This window comes from Methylomonas sp. Uni0011 (assembly GCF_056850255.1).
Genome location: NZ_JBVVNO010000012.1, coordinates 40528 through 55551 on the forward strand (window position 1 = coordinate 40528; position 15024 = coordinate 55551).

Below are 15024 nucleotides of genomic sequence, written 5' to 3' on the forward strand. Positions count from 1 at the left end.
CCACCCTACATGTTGGATTTTCTTTGCTTTCTGACAGATTTTCGTAGGGTGGGCACGTGCTTTTTGTGCCCACGCGATGACTATACAATTGGGTCATGCACTGTTACCAATTTGGTGCCATCCGGAAACGTTGCCTCCACCTGCACGTCGGGAATCATTTCCGCCACGCCGTCCATCACGTCGTCGATGCTCAATAGCGTCCGACCATAAGCCATCAACTCGGCCACGGTCTGGCCGTCACGAGCACCTTCCATGATCGCGGCGGAGATATAAGCCACGGCTTCCGGGTAATTGAGTTTCAAACCTCTGGCTTTGCGGCGCTCGGCGAGGAGGGCGGCAGTGAAGAGGAGGAGTTTGTCTTTTTCTCTGGGGGTTAATTGCATAGTCGTTTCGTTAATGTGACGTTTTCGTAGGGTGGGCACGTTTAATCGTGCCCACGCGTGTTTCCAATTTGCAGTAGCCAACCGTCGACGTTAAGCTATCGTACACTTTTTTGTACAACAGGAGCATCAATGGACGCCATCAGTTACAGCGCCGCTCGCGCCAATTTGGCTAAAACCATGGACAAGGTTTGCGCCGACCATGCCCCCATCATCATCACCCGCAAAAGCGAATCCCCGGTGGTAATGCTGTCTCTGGAAGACTACCAAGCCATGGAGGAAACCGCCTACCTGCTACGTTCCCCAGCTAACGCCCGCCGCTTGCTGGAATCCATCGCCGAGCTGGAATCCGGCCAAGGCACGGAGCGCGAATTAATCGAGTGAAAATCACTTTTTCCTCCGACGCCTGGGATAGCTATCTCTACTGGCAAGCCACCGACAAGGCCATTCTTAAGCGTATCAACCAACTGATCAAGGAAATCCAGCGCCAGCCATTCGAGGGCATCGGTAAGCCGGAACCTTTGAAACACGGCTTGTCCGGCTATTGGTCGCGGCGGATTAACGACGAGCATCGGATCGTTTATAAAGTTGCCGGGGATACCTTGTTGATTGCGCAGTTGCGGTTTCATTATGAGTATTGAGCTTGTTTTGTGTCGCTATCGCGACGGTTGTTTTTAATGTCGGGTCTCGGCCCGACAGCCGAGGTACTTTTCTTTGGACGGCCAAAGAAAAGTACCCAAAAGAAAGGCCGCCCCATGCCGCTTTTATCCTGCGCTCCGAAGGGTTTGAACGGGGTTTTCGGAAGGGCTATCCATAGCCCTCCGAAAACGCGATGCATCCCTGCATCGCCCCTGCGGGCTGCTCACTCGGTACATCCATTTACCTCGCCCTTCGGGTGCTGCGCATGCAAATCGGCTATCCTGCCGATTTGTCCGTCCAAACCCTTCGGTGCTCGGCGCGGCATCAGGGGATCAAAACCATCCCGAAATTAAAGGTTCAAAATCAATCTCGGTAGGTCCGATTAGCGAAGCGTAATCGGACGCATGTTAATCATCCCCTTCCACCGCCAAATCCAAATTTCCACCCCAACTTGGCGGATAAATTCCCTTTTCCACATATCGATGGAAACTCGAATACGGCCACTCGACGGCTTTGGCGACATGCCCATGTTTAACCGGATTGATATGCACATAATCAACATGGCGTTCAAAATCTGTTTCGTCGCGTATCGAATGTTCCCAAAAATGTCGCTGCCAGATTCCACGTTCGCCAGCCATCTTTCGAACATTCGACCGGTACTCGGTTTTTGGCAATGCCCGAGAAAATCCGCTTTTGATCAATCGCCAGCGTTTGCTGAAATCCGCATCACCCGGCGGCAACGTCCAAACCGCGTGCATATGTTCCGGTAATACCACCCAGGCATCAATTTGAAAGGAGTAACGCTTCCGCACCGCCCGCACCGTGTCTCGCAATAAATCGATTTCCCGGAGCAACAAATCGTTATTCTTTCTCTCCAACAAATTCACCGTAAAAAACCATGTGCCACCCGGAATAAACGCTCGTCGGTAATTGGGCATGACTTTTTAGAGGTTCAAGAATTTGGGTTTTTGTAAGTTTTATACATTCGTCCGATTACGCTTCGCTAATCGGACCTACGGCCCTATGGATAGCCCTTCCGAAAACCCCGTTCAAATCCTTCGGAGCGCAGGATAAAAGCGGCATGGGGCGGCCTTTCTTTTGGGTACTTTTCTTTGGCCGTCCAAAGAAAAGTACCTCGGCTGTCGGGCCGAGACCCGACATTAAAAAAAGCCGTCGCGGTAGCGACACTAAATTAACTCCTCTATCTCAGATCGCGAGGGAGCAAAAAGCCTACGGAAAGAATTTATATATTTCCTTCCTATGCATCACTGTCGCAACAACCACCGCATCATCTTTAACAATCAATCCCACCCGATAATCGCCAAACCGTACTTTATAAAACCCAACATAACCCTGCATTTTCTCGATTTTTCCCAATTCAAAAATGCTATTTGCTTGGGCTAAGTCGTCAAATACAAATTGCTCAATTTTCGGTCGAACCGATGCCGATAAATCGGCCAGCTGTTTTAAAAACTTTTTGCGATATTCAACGTGCATCAGGCCTTATCCAGGCTGGCGTAATATTTTCTGGCTTCCTCGATATTTAAGGTTTCGCTGTCGTCGGCATTTATTAATTGCACCAAAGCATAATTTTCCAGAACATTTTCAATCTTTTCGAAGGTGTCAATGTCCAGCTGTACAGCGACTCTTTGGCTATCTTCGTTAACGATATATTGCCTTTTAAATTCCATAACTGTCTCCCAGGAAAGGTGAGTGGTCACGATACCCATCCACTAGAGAAAAATCAAACCGGCTTAGGTCGCCCAAATCCTCGGCGCACAAACCGCTTTCCCAATAACATCCCCCCGCACCAATCCCCAAACCGCCTCAAAAAACGATTTCAACAAATCCGCCCGCCTATCCAACCCACGACAAATCAACAAACCGTCAATCAAAGTCACCCCACGATTGGGCTCATCGCCAATCAGTTTCTGCACCGCCGCCAACTGCACAGGCGTGGCCGGATACACAAACAGCGTCCCGCAGGTCGAATGACCGAATAAACCCCAGCGGGCTTGGAAGGCTTCGGCATCCAGGCGCAAGCGTTCCAGGTAAAACAAACGCCCGCCGCGGCTGATACGCCAATTCAAGCTGGCGGCGCCGTTGGCAAAGCCTTCGCCGGCAGCCGGCCGGCCTAGAGCCAAGATTTCCCAGCCGATGAAGCGGGCGTGCTCGGCCAACTCGATATGCATGCTGGAATTTAAGCGCGCGCCTTCATAAACGATGGTTTCCTGTGGCAACCATTCCAGGCTGGCGTGTTCTGAAACCTTGAGATTGACGGTTTGCCGGGCTTCGCCACCTTCGCTGCGGTAAAACTTGCCGGCGGCGGGCGTGGTGATGAGTGCTTGGGCTGTGGTGTCGACAGCGGCAGTAATGCTTAGCTTATCGCCTGCCACCACGCCGCCGGGCGGATGCAGCAGATAGACGTGGCAGACGCCGCCTTCCGGGTAGAAGGGGCGCTGCACGGCCAATGGTCCACGGTGCTCGCTGTTAGCCAAGACGGTTTTGTCGCCGCGTTGGCTAAAGCCCAGCCTTAATTCGGCCTCCCATGCTGCTGACTCTGAGATGGCAACGGGAACGGATGAAGCGGCGAGGTTTGCGGGCATGGATGAGCGGCGGCGTTATCAGTTTTTGGATTTTGGCGTGATCGCCGATTTTTCCGACAACAGTGGTGGCTCAGATTTTTGAGCGTGCCGTTGCCGGGCGAGGTGCAATATAACCGGGCCAAATACAAATCCCAAAATTAATACGCTAATCAACAAAGCGGGTAAATTAGGGATTTCGAAAAAGGGATGCAGGGCGGCATGGGTCAACTGCATCATGTTGCCGCCTGCCATCACGGCTTCGTAACTGCCATGCGCCTCGCTCCGCATCGACCAAACCAATAACAATGCCCCGACCGCCAGCCAATATTGTTCGGATTTCATGTCTATTTCTCCTTGATACTGCTGTGAGTTTGAATGATGGCCGATGCCCGTTTTTACCCAAGCCCCTTTTTTGAAAGGGGCTTGGTTGGGTCACACCGTCAAATATCGCTTCACCATATCGTCTGCCAATTCGTCCATCGCGCCTACCGCCACATGGCGGCCGCGGTCCATAATGCAAAACTGGTTTGCCACCTTGCGGGCAAACGGTAGTTTTTGTTCGACCAGCAATACCGTGACGCCCAATTCTTTGTGGATGCGATCGATGGCTTGATGGATTTCGCCGGTTTCCGGTTTGGGCACGGCGACAGGTTGGCCGCGCGACTTGTTGAGACGAATAATCACATCGCCGATTTCGCTGACGATGTTGGGCTGGATGCCTTCGGTCGGTTCGTCCAGAATCAGCAGGCGCGGATTCAATACCAAGGCTCGGCCAATCGCCAATTGCTGTTGCTGGCCGCCGGATAGGTCGCCGCCGCGGCGTTTTAGCATTTGTTTTAGCACCGGGAAAATCTCGAAGATACTGTCCGGGATTTTTTTGATGCCGTGCTTGTTGGCGGCGCGTAGGCCGGTTTTCAGGTTTTCTTCCACGGTCAGCAGCGGAAAAATTTCCCGGCCTTGCGGCACGTAACCGATGCCCAGTTCGGCGCGAGACTCGGCCTTGGCTTTGGCCAGTTCCACGCCGTCGAATTGGATGCTGCCGTCGGCCACAGGCAACAGGCCCATGATGGCTTTCAGAAGCGTGGTTTTGCCGACGCCGTTGCGGCCCATCAGGCAGACGCAGGATCCGGCGGGTACGCTCAAATCCAGGTCCCACAGGGTGTGGCTGGCGCCGTAGTATTGTTGCAATGCGCTGATATTTAACATCATCCCCCCAGGTAAACTTGAATCACGCGAGTATCGTTTTGGACTTCGTCCATGGTGCCTTCGGTGAGCACCGAGCCTTCGTGCAGCACCGTGACTTTGCGGGCGATGCTGCGCACGAATTCCATATCGTGCTCGACCACCACGATGGAATGCTTGCCTTGCAGGGACAACAATAATTCGGCGGTACGCTCGACTTCCTGATGGGTCATGCCGGCGATAGGCTCGTCGACCAGCATCACTTTCGGGTCCTGCATCAGCAGCATGCCGATCTCCAGCCATTGCTTTTGCCCGTGCGACAGCGCGCCGGCCAGTTGCCGTTGTTGGGCGGGCAGGGCGATGGTTTGCAGCACATCATGGATGCGGTCACGTTGCTCGCCGTTGAGTTTATGAAACAGGGTCGGCCAGGTGCGTTTGTCGGTTTTCAAGGCCAGTTCCAGGTTTTCGAACACGGTCAAAGCATCGAACACGCTGGGTTTTTGAAATTTGCGGCAGATACCGGCCTGGGCGATGGCTGGTTCGTCCAGTTCCAGCAAGTCGATGGTTTGGCCGAAGAACACTGAGCCGCTGTCGGGCTTGGTTTTGCCGGTGATCACGTCCATCAGCGTGGTCTTGCCGGCACCGTTGGGGCCGATCAGGCAGCGCAGTTCGCCGTCGTCGATGTACAGCGATAAATGGTTCAGCGCCCGGAAGCCGTCGAAGCTGACGCTGACGTCTTCCATATACAGAATCGGGCCGTGGCGGGCGTCGATTTCCCCGACCAGCGGCAGGCTGGCGCCGCCTTCGGTGGTGGTTGCAGCCGAGATCATCATGCCGGTTGTCCTCCGGTAGCGTTGAGAGTGGGTTTGGGTTTAATCCGCCGGCGCAACAGGCCGACGATGCCGTCCGGCATTAATAGGGTCACCAAAATGAAGGCGCCGCCCAGGCAAAACAGCCAGGCGTCGGGCATCAATCCGGTCAATACGGTTTTGGCGTAGTTGACCAGTACCGCGCCGATGATGGCGCCGTACAAGGTGCCGCGACCGCCGACCGCGACCCAGATGACGATTTCCAGCGAGTTGAGCGGCGAGAATTCGCTGGGATTGATGATGCCGACCTGCGGCACATACAGCGCGCCGGCCAGCCCGGCCAACATGGCGGCAAACACGAACACCCACAGTTTGAACAATTCCACCCGGTAACCCAGAAAGCGCACCCGCGATTCCTGGTCGCGAATCGCCGTGACCACCCGGCCCAATTTGCTATTCACGATCCAGCGACAGAGCAGCAGGGCACCGATCAGGCTCAGGCCGGTCATTAGTAACAACATCGAACGGACGGCTTCGGATTGGATATTGAAGCCCAGGATGTCTTTGAAATCCGTCAGTCCATTATTGCCGCCGAAACCCATTTCGTTGCGGAAGAAAGCCAGTAACAGCGCGTAAGTCAACGCTTGGGTGATGATGGATAAGTAAACACCGGTCACCCGCGACCGAAACGCCAGCCAACCAAACACGAAAGCCAGCAGGCCAGGGGCGAGGAATACCATCAACATCGCGAAACCGAAGTTCTCGAAGCCGTACCAGTACCAGGGCAGTTCGGTCCAGTTCAGGAACACCATGAAGTCCGGCAGTTCGGCGTTGCCATAGACGCCGCGGGTGCCGATCTGCCGCATCAGATACATGCCCATCGCGTAGCCACCTAGCGCGAAAAACGCGCCTTGGCCCAGGACTAGAATCCCGGCGTAGCCCCAGACCATATCGAGCGATAAGCCGAGGAGGGCGAAGGTTAGATATTTGCCGATTAGGGAGACTGAGTAAGCCGAGAAATGCAAAGCAGAATCTTCGGGGAAGATTAGGTTACAGAGGGGGATTAATAGGGTAACCGATGCTAAAGCGGTTAGGACGGTGCTGTAGGTTTTGTCTTGAGTCAGATTGCTTATATTCATTTGACTACCGTTGTTTGGTGTCGCTATCGCGACGACTTAATTTTGATGTCGGTTCTCGGACCGACAGCCGAGACACTTTTCTTTGCTCCGCCAAAGAAAAGTGTCCAAAAGAAAGGCGGCCCGGATGCCGCTTATATCCTGCGCGCCGAAGTTTTTATCGAGGGTCGGCAGAAGGGGCTTCCCAGCCCCTCCGCCGCCGTGCGGCATCCCTGCCGCACCCCTTCAGGCTATTCTCGATAAAAACTTCGGTGCTCGGCGCGGCATACGGGGTTAAAACCATCAGCCGCCCAAATGTGCGTAGGGTGGGCAACTTTGCCCACCGTTGGCTGCTATTCCGCGTGGGCACTTAATCGTGCCCACCCTACGACTGAGTCTCAAGCTAGTCGGAAAGGATGGGCCGACCACCTTAATTTTCGTGGCGGGGTTAGTCCCGTTATTTCGCCCCGAGCATCGCAGCTCTTGTGCCCCGTGGGTATTTGGCGAGATCAGCCCGCAGGGGAGCGGCAGGGATGCCGCTCGTTTTCGGAGGGGCTGGGAAGCCCCTTCCGAAAACCCTCGCCAAAAGCGACAAATTTGCCTGGAGCAAATTTGAACAGCCGATAGGCTGGCCCGCAGGGCGAAAACCATGGATGGTTTTCGTAAAAGCCAGGATTAAGGCGGAATGTCGGGTGGCCTTTTCTTTGGATACTTTCTTTTGGCCAAACAAAAGAAAGTATCTCGGTTGTCGGGCCGACAAATCGGCAGGATTGCCGATTTGCATGCATAGCACCCGCAGGGCGAAACACATGGATGTGTTTCGTGAACCCGACTTCTAAACAACCCGTCGCGGTAGCGACACAACAAAAACCAAAGCCATCAAATAATCCAAAAGCCTTCGTGTTGGGTTACGCTTCGCTAACCCAACCTACGCGAGTCACATTAAGACTCGGCAGCTCTCCCTTTCTGAGGAAACAACCCCCTAGGCTTCTTCTGAATAAACAAAATAATAAATACCAGCACTAAAATCTTCGCCAACACCGCCCCGGCATAAGGCTCCAATACCTTATTGGCAATCCCCAACGAAAACCCGGCCACCAAGGTGCCGAACAAATTGCCGACCCCGCCAAACACCACGACCATGAACGAATCGACGATGTAAGCCTGTCCCAAATTCGGCCCGACGTTGGTGATCTGGCTCAAGGCCACGCCCGCCACCCCGGCGATGCCGGAACCCAAGCCGAAGGTCATAGCATCGACTCTGGAGGTGGGAATGCCCATCGCCCGGGCCATGCCGCGGTTTTGTGCCACGGCCCGGACTTCCAGACCGAGTTTGGTGCGTTTCAAGATTTGCAGCAGCGCGGTAAATACCAGCAGACAGAAGATCAGGATGTAGAAGCGGTTCCAGGTCAGCGACAGAAAGTCATTGATCTGCCACGATCCGCTCATCCATTCCGGAGTGGAGACGCTGCGGTTCAGCGGCGAGAAGATCGAGCGCACCGCTTGTTGCAGGAACAGGCTGACGCCGAAAGTCGCCAGCAGGGTTTCCAACGGCCGGCCGTAAAGGAAGCGGATGATGCCGCGTTCGATGGCAATGCCCACCAAGGCCGCGACCAAAAACGCCATCGGAATCGACAGAATCAAAGCGGTACCCAGGTTATTCGGCAGCAGTTGCTGCATCACGTAAGTGGTGTAAGCGCCCAACATCATCAGTTCGCCGTGGGCCATGTTGATGATGCCCATCACGCCAAAGGTAATCGCCAAACCGATGGCTGCCAGCACCAGCACCGCGCCCAGGCTCAGGCCGAAGAACACGGTTTCGATGGCGGCGTAAGCTTGCATCCGGCCGCGGATTTTGATTAGCGCCGCTTCGGCCAGATTGCGGATGTCGCTGTCGGCTTCGACGAAATTGCCGTCGGCGTCTTTTTCGGTCAAGGCTTGCAGCTTGTTGACGGCGTCCTGGCTATCCAATTCCTTCAGGGTCGTGATTGCATTGATGCGCTGGCTTTTGTCCGGGCTGTTGATGTCCTGCAGCAATAATACGGCGCGGATCGCGGCGACGATTTCGGCGTCGGCTTCGTGGTCCAGGTGGTCCTTCAACAGCGCCAAGGCCTTGTCGTCGACGTTTTTGGCCATGGCTTGCACGGCGCCGAGGCGCACGGCCGGATCGGCGTGGTTCAGTTGCAACTGGCCGATGGCTTTGCGCAGCAGTGTACGCAGTTTATTGTTCAGATTGATCTTGCCGACCGCGCCGCGCTCGAGTTCGCCGAGGCTGGCGCCGCTGATCGGGTCGGTCAGGCTGTAGCCGGTTTGGGTTTCCTGGCCGATGGCCAGCTTGGCTTCGGCTTTTAGTTCGAACAGCTTGCCGTCCTGCAAGGCCTGCAGCAGTTTCAGATTGGCGCTGTCGGTAGCCAATTGTTCCACCGCTTGCTCCCGCTCGGACATGCTGCCTTGGCGCAGCAAGTCCAGCGGGTTGCCGGTTTCGTCGGCCAGTGCCGGCCGGGCGGCCATCGCCGCCGCAGCAATCAGCAGCACGAGTCCGGTTCTGATTAGCCAGCCGGATCGATCTACTGCAGTGGTTCCGTTCGAGCCGGGCTGGGCGGAAAGGCCGGCGACAGGTTCAGGACGGGCGGTATTTAAAAAAACGAGTTCGAAAAGCCGTTTAAAAACGCCGCGGGTTTCGATTCCGGTCTGAGTAGAAGTAGTAGTCATCATGCTCAAGAGGCTGTTTTTGGGGGAACGGTCGGCCGGGCGTAAACCGGGCGGCGTTTTTAAACGGGTTCTAAAACGGTGGCTTTGCATCGTAATTCCTGTCGGGGGGCGAAGCCCGCGACTTCCGTGTCGCGCGCCTCGCGGGGATAACATCCGCTGTTAGTAGTTCTGTCCTGAACACTTCTTGGTTTTGGTGTTGTAGTTGCCGCAATTGATCGGTGCGGTCCAGTCGGCGATGATCGGTTTGCTGTCCGGCAGGAAGTCGGACCAAGCGTCGCCGTCGACGACTTTGTTGGTTTGCCAGACCGTGGCGAATTGGCCGTCTTCCTGGATTTCGCCGATCAGCACCGGTTTGCTGATGTGGTGGTTGGGCAGCATTTTCGCGGTGCCGCCGGTCAGGTTGGGGAATTCGACGCCGATGATGGCTTTTTGCACCGCGTCGGGATCGGTGGTGCCGGCTTTCTCGACCGCTTTCACCCACATGTTGAAGCCGATGTAATGCGCTTCCATCGGGTCGTTGGTCACGCGTTTCGGATTCTTGATGTAGTCCTTCCATTGCTGGATGAAGGCGGCGTTTTTGGTGGTGTCTACGCTCATGAAGTAGTTCCAGGCTGCCAAGTGGCCGACCAGCGGTTTGGTATCCATGCCGGACAGTTCCTCTTCGCCGACCGAGAACGCGACGACCGGAATGTCTTCGGCTTTAATGCCCTGGTTGCCCAACTCTTTATAGAACGGCACGTTAGCGTCGCCGTTGATGGTCGAAACCACGGCGGTTTTCTTGCCGGCTGAGCCGAATTTTTTGATGTCGGCGACGATGCTTTGCCAGTCGGAATGACCGAATGGGGTGTAGTTGATCATGATGTCCGCCGGTTTAACGCCTTTGGCTTTCAAGTACGCTTCCAGGATTTTGTTGGTGGTGCGCGGATAGACGTAGTCGGTACCGGCCAACACCCAACGTTGCACTTTCAGATCGTTCATCAAGTAATCGACCGCCGGAATCGCTTGTTGGTTAGGCGCGGCGCCGGTGTAGAACACGTTTTTGGAAGACTCTTCGCCCTCGTATTGCACCGGATAGAACAGGATGCTGTTCAGCTCTTCGATCACCGGCAATACCGATTTCCGGGAAACGGAGGTCCAGCAGCCGAAGATGGCCGAGACTTTGTCCTTGGTGATCAGCTCGCGGGCTTTTTCAGCAAACAAAGGCCAGTTGGAGGCCGGGTCGACTACCACCGCTTCCAGTTTCTTACCGAGCAGACCGCCTTTTTTATTCTGCTCGTCGATCAGCATCAGCATGGTGTCTTTCAGCGTGGTTTCCGAGATCGCCATCGTGCCGGACAGCGAATGCAGTACGCCGACCTTGATGGTGTCTTCGGCCTGGGCCGAGCCGGCAGCGCCGAACAGCGCGGTGGAGAGCGCTGCGGCGGTCGCCAGTTTGCGGAAGGAAATGCTCAGTCTTTTCATTGTAGTAGTCCTATGTCAGGAAGAAATCGTGGGCGATCGTGGCCCGTTTGCTCGCTAGGTAGGGTGGGCAGACAGTGCCCACGCGTGAAGGCTTCTGCTTCGCGTGGGCACCTATTCGGTGCCCACCCTACGGTTTGTCAGGTTGGCGTAAATGTTGGTATGCCACCGTCATTAAATTTGCCACTGGAAGCCGACCATCATCTGGCTGACGTCGTCGCCGGTGGCGGTGGATTTGTAGTTGATGCCCTTGGTTAACAGGTCGCCGTATTGGTAGCTAGCGAAAATTTTGGCGTTGTGGCCGTCGATGATGTAGTTGACGCCGGCTTCATACACCTCGCGGGTGGAACTGGTGCTGGGGGAGACGTTGACGTAGCGCAGGAACGGCTGGAACTGGCCGATACCGATCTTTTGCGGAAACAGGTACATGCCGCTGACATCGTAAGCATTGCCTTCGAACATGTCGAACACGCCCGACGCAAAAGAAGTCACGGCGTCGCGCTGAGCCTGACCAAAGCCGTTTGACAGGCCGTAGTTCTTGTACTCGCCGTTGAAGGTCACCACGCCGCCGCCCGGCAGCACTTTTTCCAGCAAGATATCGGCGGTGGTGCCGCGGAAGTTGGCCGGATTAGCCGTGGTGCCGGCACCGTCTTCCTGGTATTGGTTGGACACGCCGACGGTCAGGATATCGCCGCCTTTGCCGTAATAGGTGCCGGAGGTGTAATAACCTGGGTTTTTCTCGACTTCCCAAAAGTTATAAGCGACGCGTTGACCATAGAGAATGTTGTGGTCGGCGTTGGCGCCGCCGCGTAAGCCGCGGAAAAAACCGGCGGCGTATTGCAAGCGACCGTCGAATGCCGCACCCCAGAAGGTGACACCGTCGTCGCGGCCGAAGGAGCCGGCCGAGTTGCCGTCCGGTCCGATCGTCAAGTTGTAATCCGAGGGTTCGAACGGGGTACCGGCGGAGAAGATGTTATAAACGGCGCTGTAGAACGGACCGTTCATTTCGCGGCGTTCGGCCGGCACCAGCATCCGGCCCACCCACAGGTTGGCGTAAGGGTTGACCTCGAATTTGCCGATCGCATCCAGCACCCGTACTTCGCCGCCGTTGCCGCAGGTTTGGCAGTCGGTGTTGAATTCCACTTTCAGGTATTTATGGATCTGGCCGTTGATATACAAACGGATGTTGTCCAGGTTGAAATCGTTGCTCCATTTTTCCGCGCCGGCACCGGCGGCGCTTTCCTGGGCGCGGAAACTGGTGCGCAAACCGGCGCCGACGCTGACCCATTTGGTGTCGTCGATCTTGAAGGTGGCGCCGGCTGTCGCTTCCGGCGCTTGGCTCAGGCCGATGGCACCCAAGGCCATACCGCTCAGCAAGCCGATGGCCCGGCTGCCGGTTTTTTGTCGATTGAAACCCGTCATTTGCATTCCCCTATCTAGTTAAAACTTGCCAGAGCCGGCGGCCGTGGCGCTCGTAAACTTCGGGGAAATTTTTAAATTTTGCGCGGTCCTGCCACAATCGGGCGAATGACTCATCAGTCATTTGACGTATGGCCGGCAACTCGCGGCGTCCGTAGAGTGGCAAGCAACTTGGGAGAGAGAAGACTATGAAAAACTTTTTTGTTTTGGCTGTCGCCGCACTGGGTTTTGCCGGTGCGGCAGGCGCGGCCGAGCCGGAACCGGTCAAGCCGCTACAAGCGGTTGCATTCGAACTGGCCGACGATAATCTGAGCCAGTTCGGCATTGGATTGGACCCGGCGAATCTGGCTGAGCGGGTACGGAACAATCTGGCGGAATGGCAGTTTCCGCTCAGCGCCAGCGGGCCGTTCAGCCACCGGTTGCAGGCCAGGCTGGGTAAAGTGGCGCGGCGGGAAACCCCGGTCGGCTTTTCCTTTTCCTCCGGCAACTCCGACCCGCGCGCCGTCGATTTCCAAAAAGCCGACGTATTGCCGGTGACCTGCAGTTTGCGCGATGCCGGCAATCAGGCGGTTTTGGTCGAACGCGAATCGACTTTCAGCGCCCATGCTTTAGACAAAGACGTTGCCCCGGCGCGGATCGCCGACAAACTGGTCGACCAAATCGGCACCGCCTGCCTGGACGTGCTGGAGCAAGCACCGCTGCCGAAGCAACCCGGCCGAGTCAGAACCGAGTTGTTCAAACCGAAATGGATGCCGGACGTGCGGGTGGAGGTTCGGGAGATTCCGGCTGCGGCGGGGGCGAGTACTGCAGCGCAACCGGCGGCGATAGGCGACGAGCCGAAGAAGGAGGTGATTATTCATAACCAGGGCAATCCGGTGATTTTTCAGTTTGGGTATGAGAGGAAGTGATGTGCTTTGGTGTTGATTCCGTGCGTGGTCGACTGCATGGATACAGGAGGTAGAGCAACGCAGGAGCAGGTGCCGAGAGGCTTGTCGAACCGTGAGCGGAGAATCAATTGAGGTGTCGCTGGCGCGACGGCTGGTTTTAAAGTCGGGTTTCGGCCCGACAGCCGAGATACTTTCTTTTGCTTGGCCAAAAGAAAGTATCCAAAGAAAAGGCCACCCGACATTCCGCCTTAATCCTGCGCTTCTCGCTTTTGCCGAGGGTTTTCGGAAGGGCCATCCCTGGCCCTCCGAAAACGCGCGGCGTCCCTGCCGCGCCCCTATCGGGCTAATCTCGCCAAAAGCTGCGATGCTCGGGGCGGAATAACGGGAACGACCCCGTCGCGAGATGAAAGGTTATTAGATGATTTTGAAAGCTAGGATTTTGATTGTGTTGTAGGATGCTGCCGACGAAAGGAGGAGCATCGTTCGCGATCGATGGGCTTCACTCCGTTCGGCACATCCATCGGAATAGATTTTCAGGCATTTATGAAAAATAAATCAAATTTAGCTAACACTGCTTTATTCTTTGTTTTATTAACATTTATATTGTCGTTATTCGATCTCGATATATTTTTATTAAAAATTCCAGAGTTTAATCAATTAGAAACTGGCGATGGGACGATATTATTTAACCTTACGCCGCTAAGCAGAGGTAGTTCATTAATGCTTAACGACAAAGGTAAATCTATCGAATTGAACTGCTGGATAACAAGTGTTGGGGTGAAAGATTGCTTCGCTACCGAAGATAAAAATCAATTTAAAGGCAAAAAAGCGAAAGCATGGTGGTATGAGGCAAGAATCAATGGATTTTTTACTGAAAATCGGCTCCTTCAGCTGGAGGTTGATGGAAAGCTAGTAATTGATTATTTAGATCAACGAAGTAAATATATCAAAAGTAAGGAGGCTTATATTTATGTTTGGCCTATGTTTTTTTTCGTCGCTGTGTTTTTTTATTTTGTCGTGCGCTTGAGTAATAATTATCGCAACAAATGTTCAACGTAGCTGCGTAGGGTGGGCACGGCTTTTTGTGCCCACGCGGGGAAAACCACAAACCCTGATTTAACCATCAAAAATTAACGACCGAAATGTCCCGTTACCGCCGCTCGCAAAATCCCGGTGCAACGTATTTTTTCACGGTGGTGACGTATCGGCGGCAAGCGATTTTATGTGATGAACCGATACGGGAAGCTTTGCGCACGGCGATTGCAACAACTCGCGCCAAACGACCGTTTAACATAGATGCCTGGGTTCTGTTGCCGGATCATTTGCATACTATCTGGACCTTGCCGGGCGACGACGCGGATTATTCAACCCGTTGGAGCGTGATAAAACGGCAGGTGAGCGTGGCATGTGGTGACGCATATCGGCGGGCCGAATGGATCAATGCGTCGAAGCAAAAACATCGGGAATCAACCTTATGGCAACGCCGGTATTGGGAGCATCAAATTCGCGATGAAGCCGATTTTGCCCGACATATGGATTACATTCATTACAACCCGGTGAAGCACGGGTATTGCCAGCGGGTAAGCGAATGGCCTTATTCGACGTTTCATCGCTATGTTAAGGACGGCGTTTATTCGGTTGATTGGGGTGATGGCGTTGATGAATTGGTTGTGGGGGAGTGAACGGTTTGTCCGCGTGGGCACAAAAAGCCGTGCCCACCCTACGAATCTTGGTCTAACCCAAGCCGTTTTGATAGCGCGACGGTTTTCGTCCCGTTATTCCGCCCCGAGCATCGCAGCTTTTGGTGAGAATAGCCCGATAGGGGAGCGGCAGGGATG

18 protein-coding genes are annotated in these 15024 nt (G+C 54.8%); 6 read left to right on the forward strand and 12 right to left on the reverse strand.

The genetic code is table 11. The features are described 5' to 3' along the window. Nucleotides 1–80 precede the first annotated feature (80 nt). Complete coding sequence (gene ureA, locus AC0IM9_RS13925) at nucleotides 81–383, reverse strand: urease subunit gamma (RefSeq protein ID WP_278212652.1); 303 nt, start codon at nucleotides 381–383, stop codon at nucleotides 81–83. A gap of 129 nt (nucleotides 384–512) precedes the next feature. On the opposite strand from ureA, the gene AC0IM9_RS13930 reads away from it, so the two are divergent. Together AC0IM9_RS13930 and AC0IM9_RS13935 are read left to right on the forward strand one after the other, a co-directional pair. Beyond that, nucleotides 513–764 (forward strand): type II toxin-antitoxin system Phd/YefM family antitoxin, encoded by a 252-nt coding sequence (locus AC0IM9_RS13930; RefSeq protein WP_071155240.1) that lies wholly within the window; start codon nucleotides 513–515, stop codon nucleotides 762–764. Further along, nucleotides 761–1021 (forward strand): Txe/YoeB family addiction module toxin, encoded by a 261-nt coding sequence (locus tag AC0IM9_RS13935; RefSeq protein WP_064028910.1) that lies wholly within the window; start codon nucleotides 761–763, stop codon nucleotides 1019–1021. Before AC0IM9_RS13930 ends, AC0IM9_RS13935 begins: the two co-directional genes overlap by 4 nt. Nucleotides 1022–1426: 405 nt before the next feature. On the opposite strand, the gene AC0IM9_RS13940 is transcribed toward AC0IM9_RS13935, so the two are convergent. The 8 genes from AC0IM9_RS13940 to urtC form a co-directional block, all read right to left on the reverse strand. Beyond that, entirely contained in the window at nucleotides 1427–1957 is a 531-nt protein-coding gene (locus AC0IM9_RS13940; protein ID WP_482804412.1) for an REP-associated tyrosine transposase, read from the reverse strand. Nucleotides 1958–2249: 292 nt separating this feature from the next. Next, nucleotides 2250–2516, reverse strand: coding sequence for a type II toxin-antitoxin system RelE family toxin (locus AC0IM9_RS13945; RefSeq protein WP_482804413.1), 267 nt, complete (start codon nucleotides 2514–2516; stop codon nucleotides 2250–2252). Continuing rightward, complete coding sequence (locus AC0IM9_RS13950; RefSeq protein ID WP_482804414.1) at nucleotides 2516–2710, reverse strand: RelB antitoxin-like protein; 195 nt, start codon at nucleotides 2708–2710, stop codon at nucleotides 2516–2518. The genes AC0IM9_RS13945 and AC0IM9_RS13950 overlap by 1 nt, the downstream gene beginning before the upstream one ends. 63 nt (nucleotides 2711–2773) lie before the next feature. After that, entirely contained in the window at nucleotides 2774–3625 is an 852-nt protein-coding gene (locus tag AC0IM9_RS13955) for an urease accessory protein UreD (RefSeq protein ID WP_505331664.1), read from the reverse strand. Between the two features lie 18 nt (nucleotides 3626–3643). Continuing rightward, nucleotides 3644–3946, reverse strand: coding sequence for a hypothetical protein (locus AC0IM9_RS13960; protein ID WP_482804416.1), 303 nt, complete (start codon nucleotides 3944–3946; stop codon nucleotides 3644–3646). 90 nt (nucleotides 3947–4036) lie between these two features. Beyond that, nucleotides 4037–4810, reverse strand: coding sequence for an ABC transporter ATP-binding protein (locus AC0IM9_RS13965; RefSeq protein WP_278212864.1), 774 nt, complete (start codon nucleotides 4808–4810; stop codon nucleotides 4037–4039). After that, a complete protein-coding gene (gene urtD / locus AC0IM9_RS13970) occupies nucleotides 4810–5619 on the reverse strand; it encodes an urea ABC transporter ATP-binding protein UrtD (RefSeq protein ID WP_482804417.1) in 810 nt (269 codons plus the stop codon). Before urtD ends, AC0IM9_RS13965 begins: the two co-directional genes overlap by 1 nt. Next, a complete protein-coding gene (urtC, locus tag AC0IM9_RS13975; RefSeq protein WP_482804418.1) occupies nucleotides 5616–6734 on the reverse strand; it encodes an urea ABC transporter permease subunit UrtC in 1119 nt (372 codons plus the stop codon). The genes urtD and urtC overlap by 4 nt, the downstream gene beginning before the upstream one ends. On the opposite strand from urtC, the gene AC0IM9_RS13980 reads away from it, so the two are divergent. After that, nucleotides 6711–6974, forward strand: coding sequence for a hypothetical protein (locus tag AC0IM9_RS13980; protein ID WP_482804449.1), 264 nt, complete (start codon nucleotides 6711–6713; stop codon nucleotides 6972–6974). The genes urtC and AC0IM9_RS13980 overlap by 24 nt on opposite strands. A gap of 678 nt (nucleotides 6975–7652) precedes the next feature. Here the strand turns inward: AC0IM9_RS13980 and urtB are convergent. The 3 genes from urtB to AC0IM9_RS13995 form a co-directional block, all read right to left on the reverse strand. After that, on the reverse strand, nucleotides 7653–9245 hold the full coding sequence (gene urtB, locus AC0IM9_RS13985; protein ID WP_505331665.1) for an urea ABC transporter permease subunit UrtB: 1593 nt from the start codon (nucleotides 9243–9245) through the stop codon (nucleotides 7653–7655). 336 nt (nucleotides 9246–9581) lie between these two features. After that, a complete protein-coding gene (gene urtA, locus AC0IM9_RS13990) occupies nucleotides 9582–10883 on the reverse strand; it encodes an urea ABC transporter substrate-binding protein (protein ID WP_278212642.1) in 1302 nt (433 codons plus the stop codon). A gap of 171 nt (nucleotides 10884–11054) precedes the next feature. Further along, a complete protein-coding gene (locus AC0IM9_RS13995) occupies nucleotides 11055–12302 on the reverse strand; it encodes a putative porin (RefSeq protein WP_505331666.1) in 1248 nt (415 codons plus the stop codon). A 185-nt stretch (nucleotides 12303–12487) separates the two neighbouring features. On the opposite strand from AC0IM9_RS13995, the gene AC0IM9_RS14000 reads away from it, so the two are divergent. The 3 genes from AC0IM9_RS14000 (at nucleotide 12488) to AC0IM9_RS14010 (ending at nucleotide 14868) form a co-directional block, all read left to right on the forward strand. After that, entirely contained in the window at nucleotides 12488–13207 is a 720-nt protein-coding gene (locus AC0IM9_RS14000; protein ID WP_140912143.1) for a hypothetical protein, read from the forward strand. A gap of 522 nt (nucleotides 13208–13729) precedes the next feature. Continuing rightward, nucleotides 13730–14245 (forward strand): hypothetical protein, encoded by a 516-nt coding sequence (locus tag AC0IM9_RS14005; protein WP_482804420.1) that lies wholly within the window; start codon nucleotides 13730–13732, stop codon nucleotides 14243–14245. A gap of 83 nt (nucleotides 14246–14328) precedes the next feature. After that, a complete protein-coding gene (locus AC0IM9_RS14010) occupies nucleotides 14329–14868 on the forward strand; it encodes an REP-associated tyrosine transposase (protein ID WP_482804421.1) in 540 nt (179 codons plus the stop codon). Nucleotides 14869–15024 lie beyond the last annotated feature (156 nt).

What these genes read in the sequence shown, in the direction of transcription:
- ureA (WP_278212652.1), bottom strand. Translation starts at nt 383, where the DNA reads ATGCAATTAACCCCCAGAGAAAAAGACAAACTCCTCCTCTTCACTGCC.
- AC0IM9_RS13930 (WP_071155240.1), top strand. Translation starts at nt 513, where the DNA reads ATGGACGCCATCAGTTACAGCGCCGCTCGCGCCAATTTGGCTAAAACC.
- AC0IM9_RS13940 (WP_482804412.1), bottom strand. Translation starts at nt 1,957, where the DNA reads ATGCCCAATTACCGACGAGCGTTTATTCCGGGTGGCACATGGTTTTTT.
- AC0IM9_RS13945 (WP_482804413.1), bottom strand. Translation starts at nt 2,516, where the DNA reads ATGCACGTTGAATATCGCAAAAAGTTTTTAAAACAGCTGGCCGATTTA.
- AC0IM9_RS13950 (WP_482804414.1), bottom strand. Translation starts at nt 2,710, where the DNA reads ATGGAATTTAAAAGGCAATATATCGTTAACGAAGATAGCCAAAGAGTC.
- AC0IM9_RS13955 (WP_505331664.1), bottom strand. Translation starts at nt 3,625, where the DNA reads ATGCCCGCAAACCTCGCCGCTTCATCCGTTCCCGTTGCCATCTCAGAG.
- AC0IM9_RS13960 (WP_482804416.1), bottom strand. Translation starts at nt 3,946, where the DNA reads ATGAAATCCGAACAATATTGGCTGGCGGTCGGGGCATTGTTATTGGTT.
- AC0IM9_RS13965 (WP_278212864.1), bottom strand. Translation starts at nt 4,810, where the DNA reads ATGTTAAATATCAGCGCATTGCAACAATACTACGGCGCCAGCCACACC.
- urtD (WP_482804417.1), bottom strand. Translation starts at nt 5,619, where the DNA reads ATGATGATCTCGGCTGCAACCACCACCGAAGGCGGCGCCAGCCTGCCG.
- urtC (WP_482804418.1), bottom strand. Translation starts at nt 6,734, where the DNA reads ATGAATATAAGCAATCTGACTCAAGACAAAACCTACAGCACCGTCCTA.
- urtA (WP_278212642.1), bottom strand. Translation starts at nt 10,883, where the DNA reads ATGAAAAGACTGAGCATTTCCTTCCGCAAACTGGCGACCGCCGCAGCG.
- AC0IM9_RS13995 (WP_505331666.1), bottom strand. Translation starts at nt 12,302, where the DNA reads ATGACGGGTTTCAATCGACAAAAAACCGGCAGCCGGGCCATCGGCTTG.
- AC0IM9_RS14000 (WP_140912143.1), top strand. Translation starts at nt 12,488, where the DNA reads ATGAAAAACTTTTTTGTTTTGGCTGTCGCCGCACTGGGTTTTGCCGGT.
- AC0IM9_RS14005 (WP_482804420.1), top strand. Translation starts at nt 13,730, where the DNA reads ATGAAAAATAAATCAAATTTAGCTAACACTGCTTTATTCTTTGTTTTA.
- AC0IM9_RS14010 (WP_482804421.1), top strand. Translation starts at nt 14,329, where the DNA reads ATGTCCCGTTACCGCCGCTCGCAAAATCCCGGTGCAACGTATTTTTTC.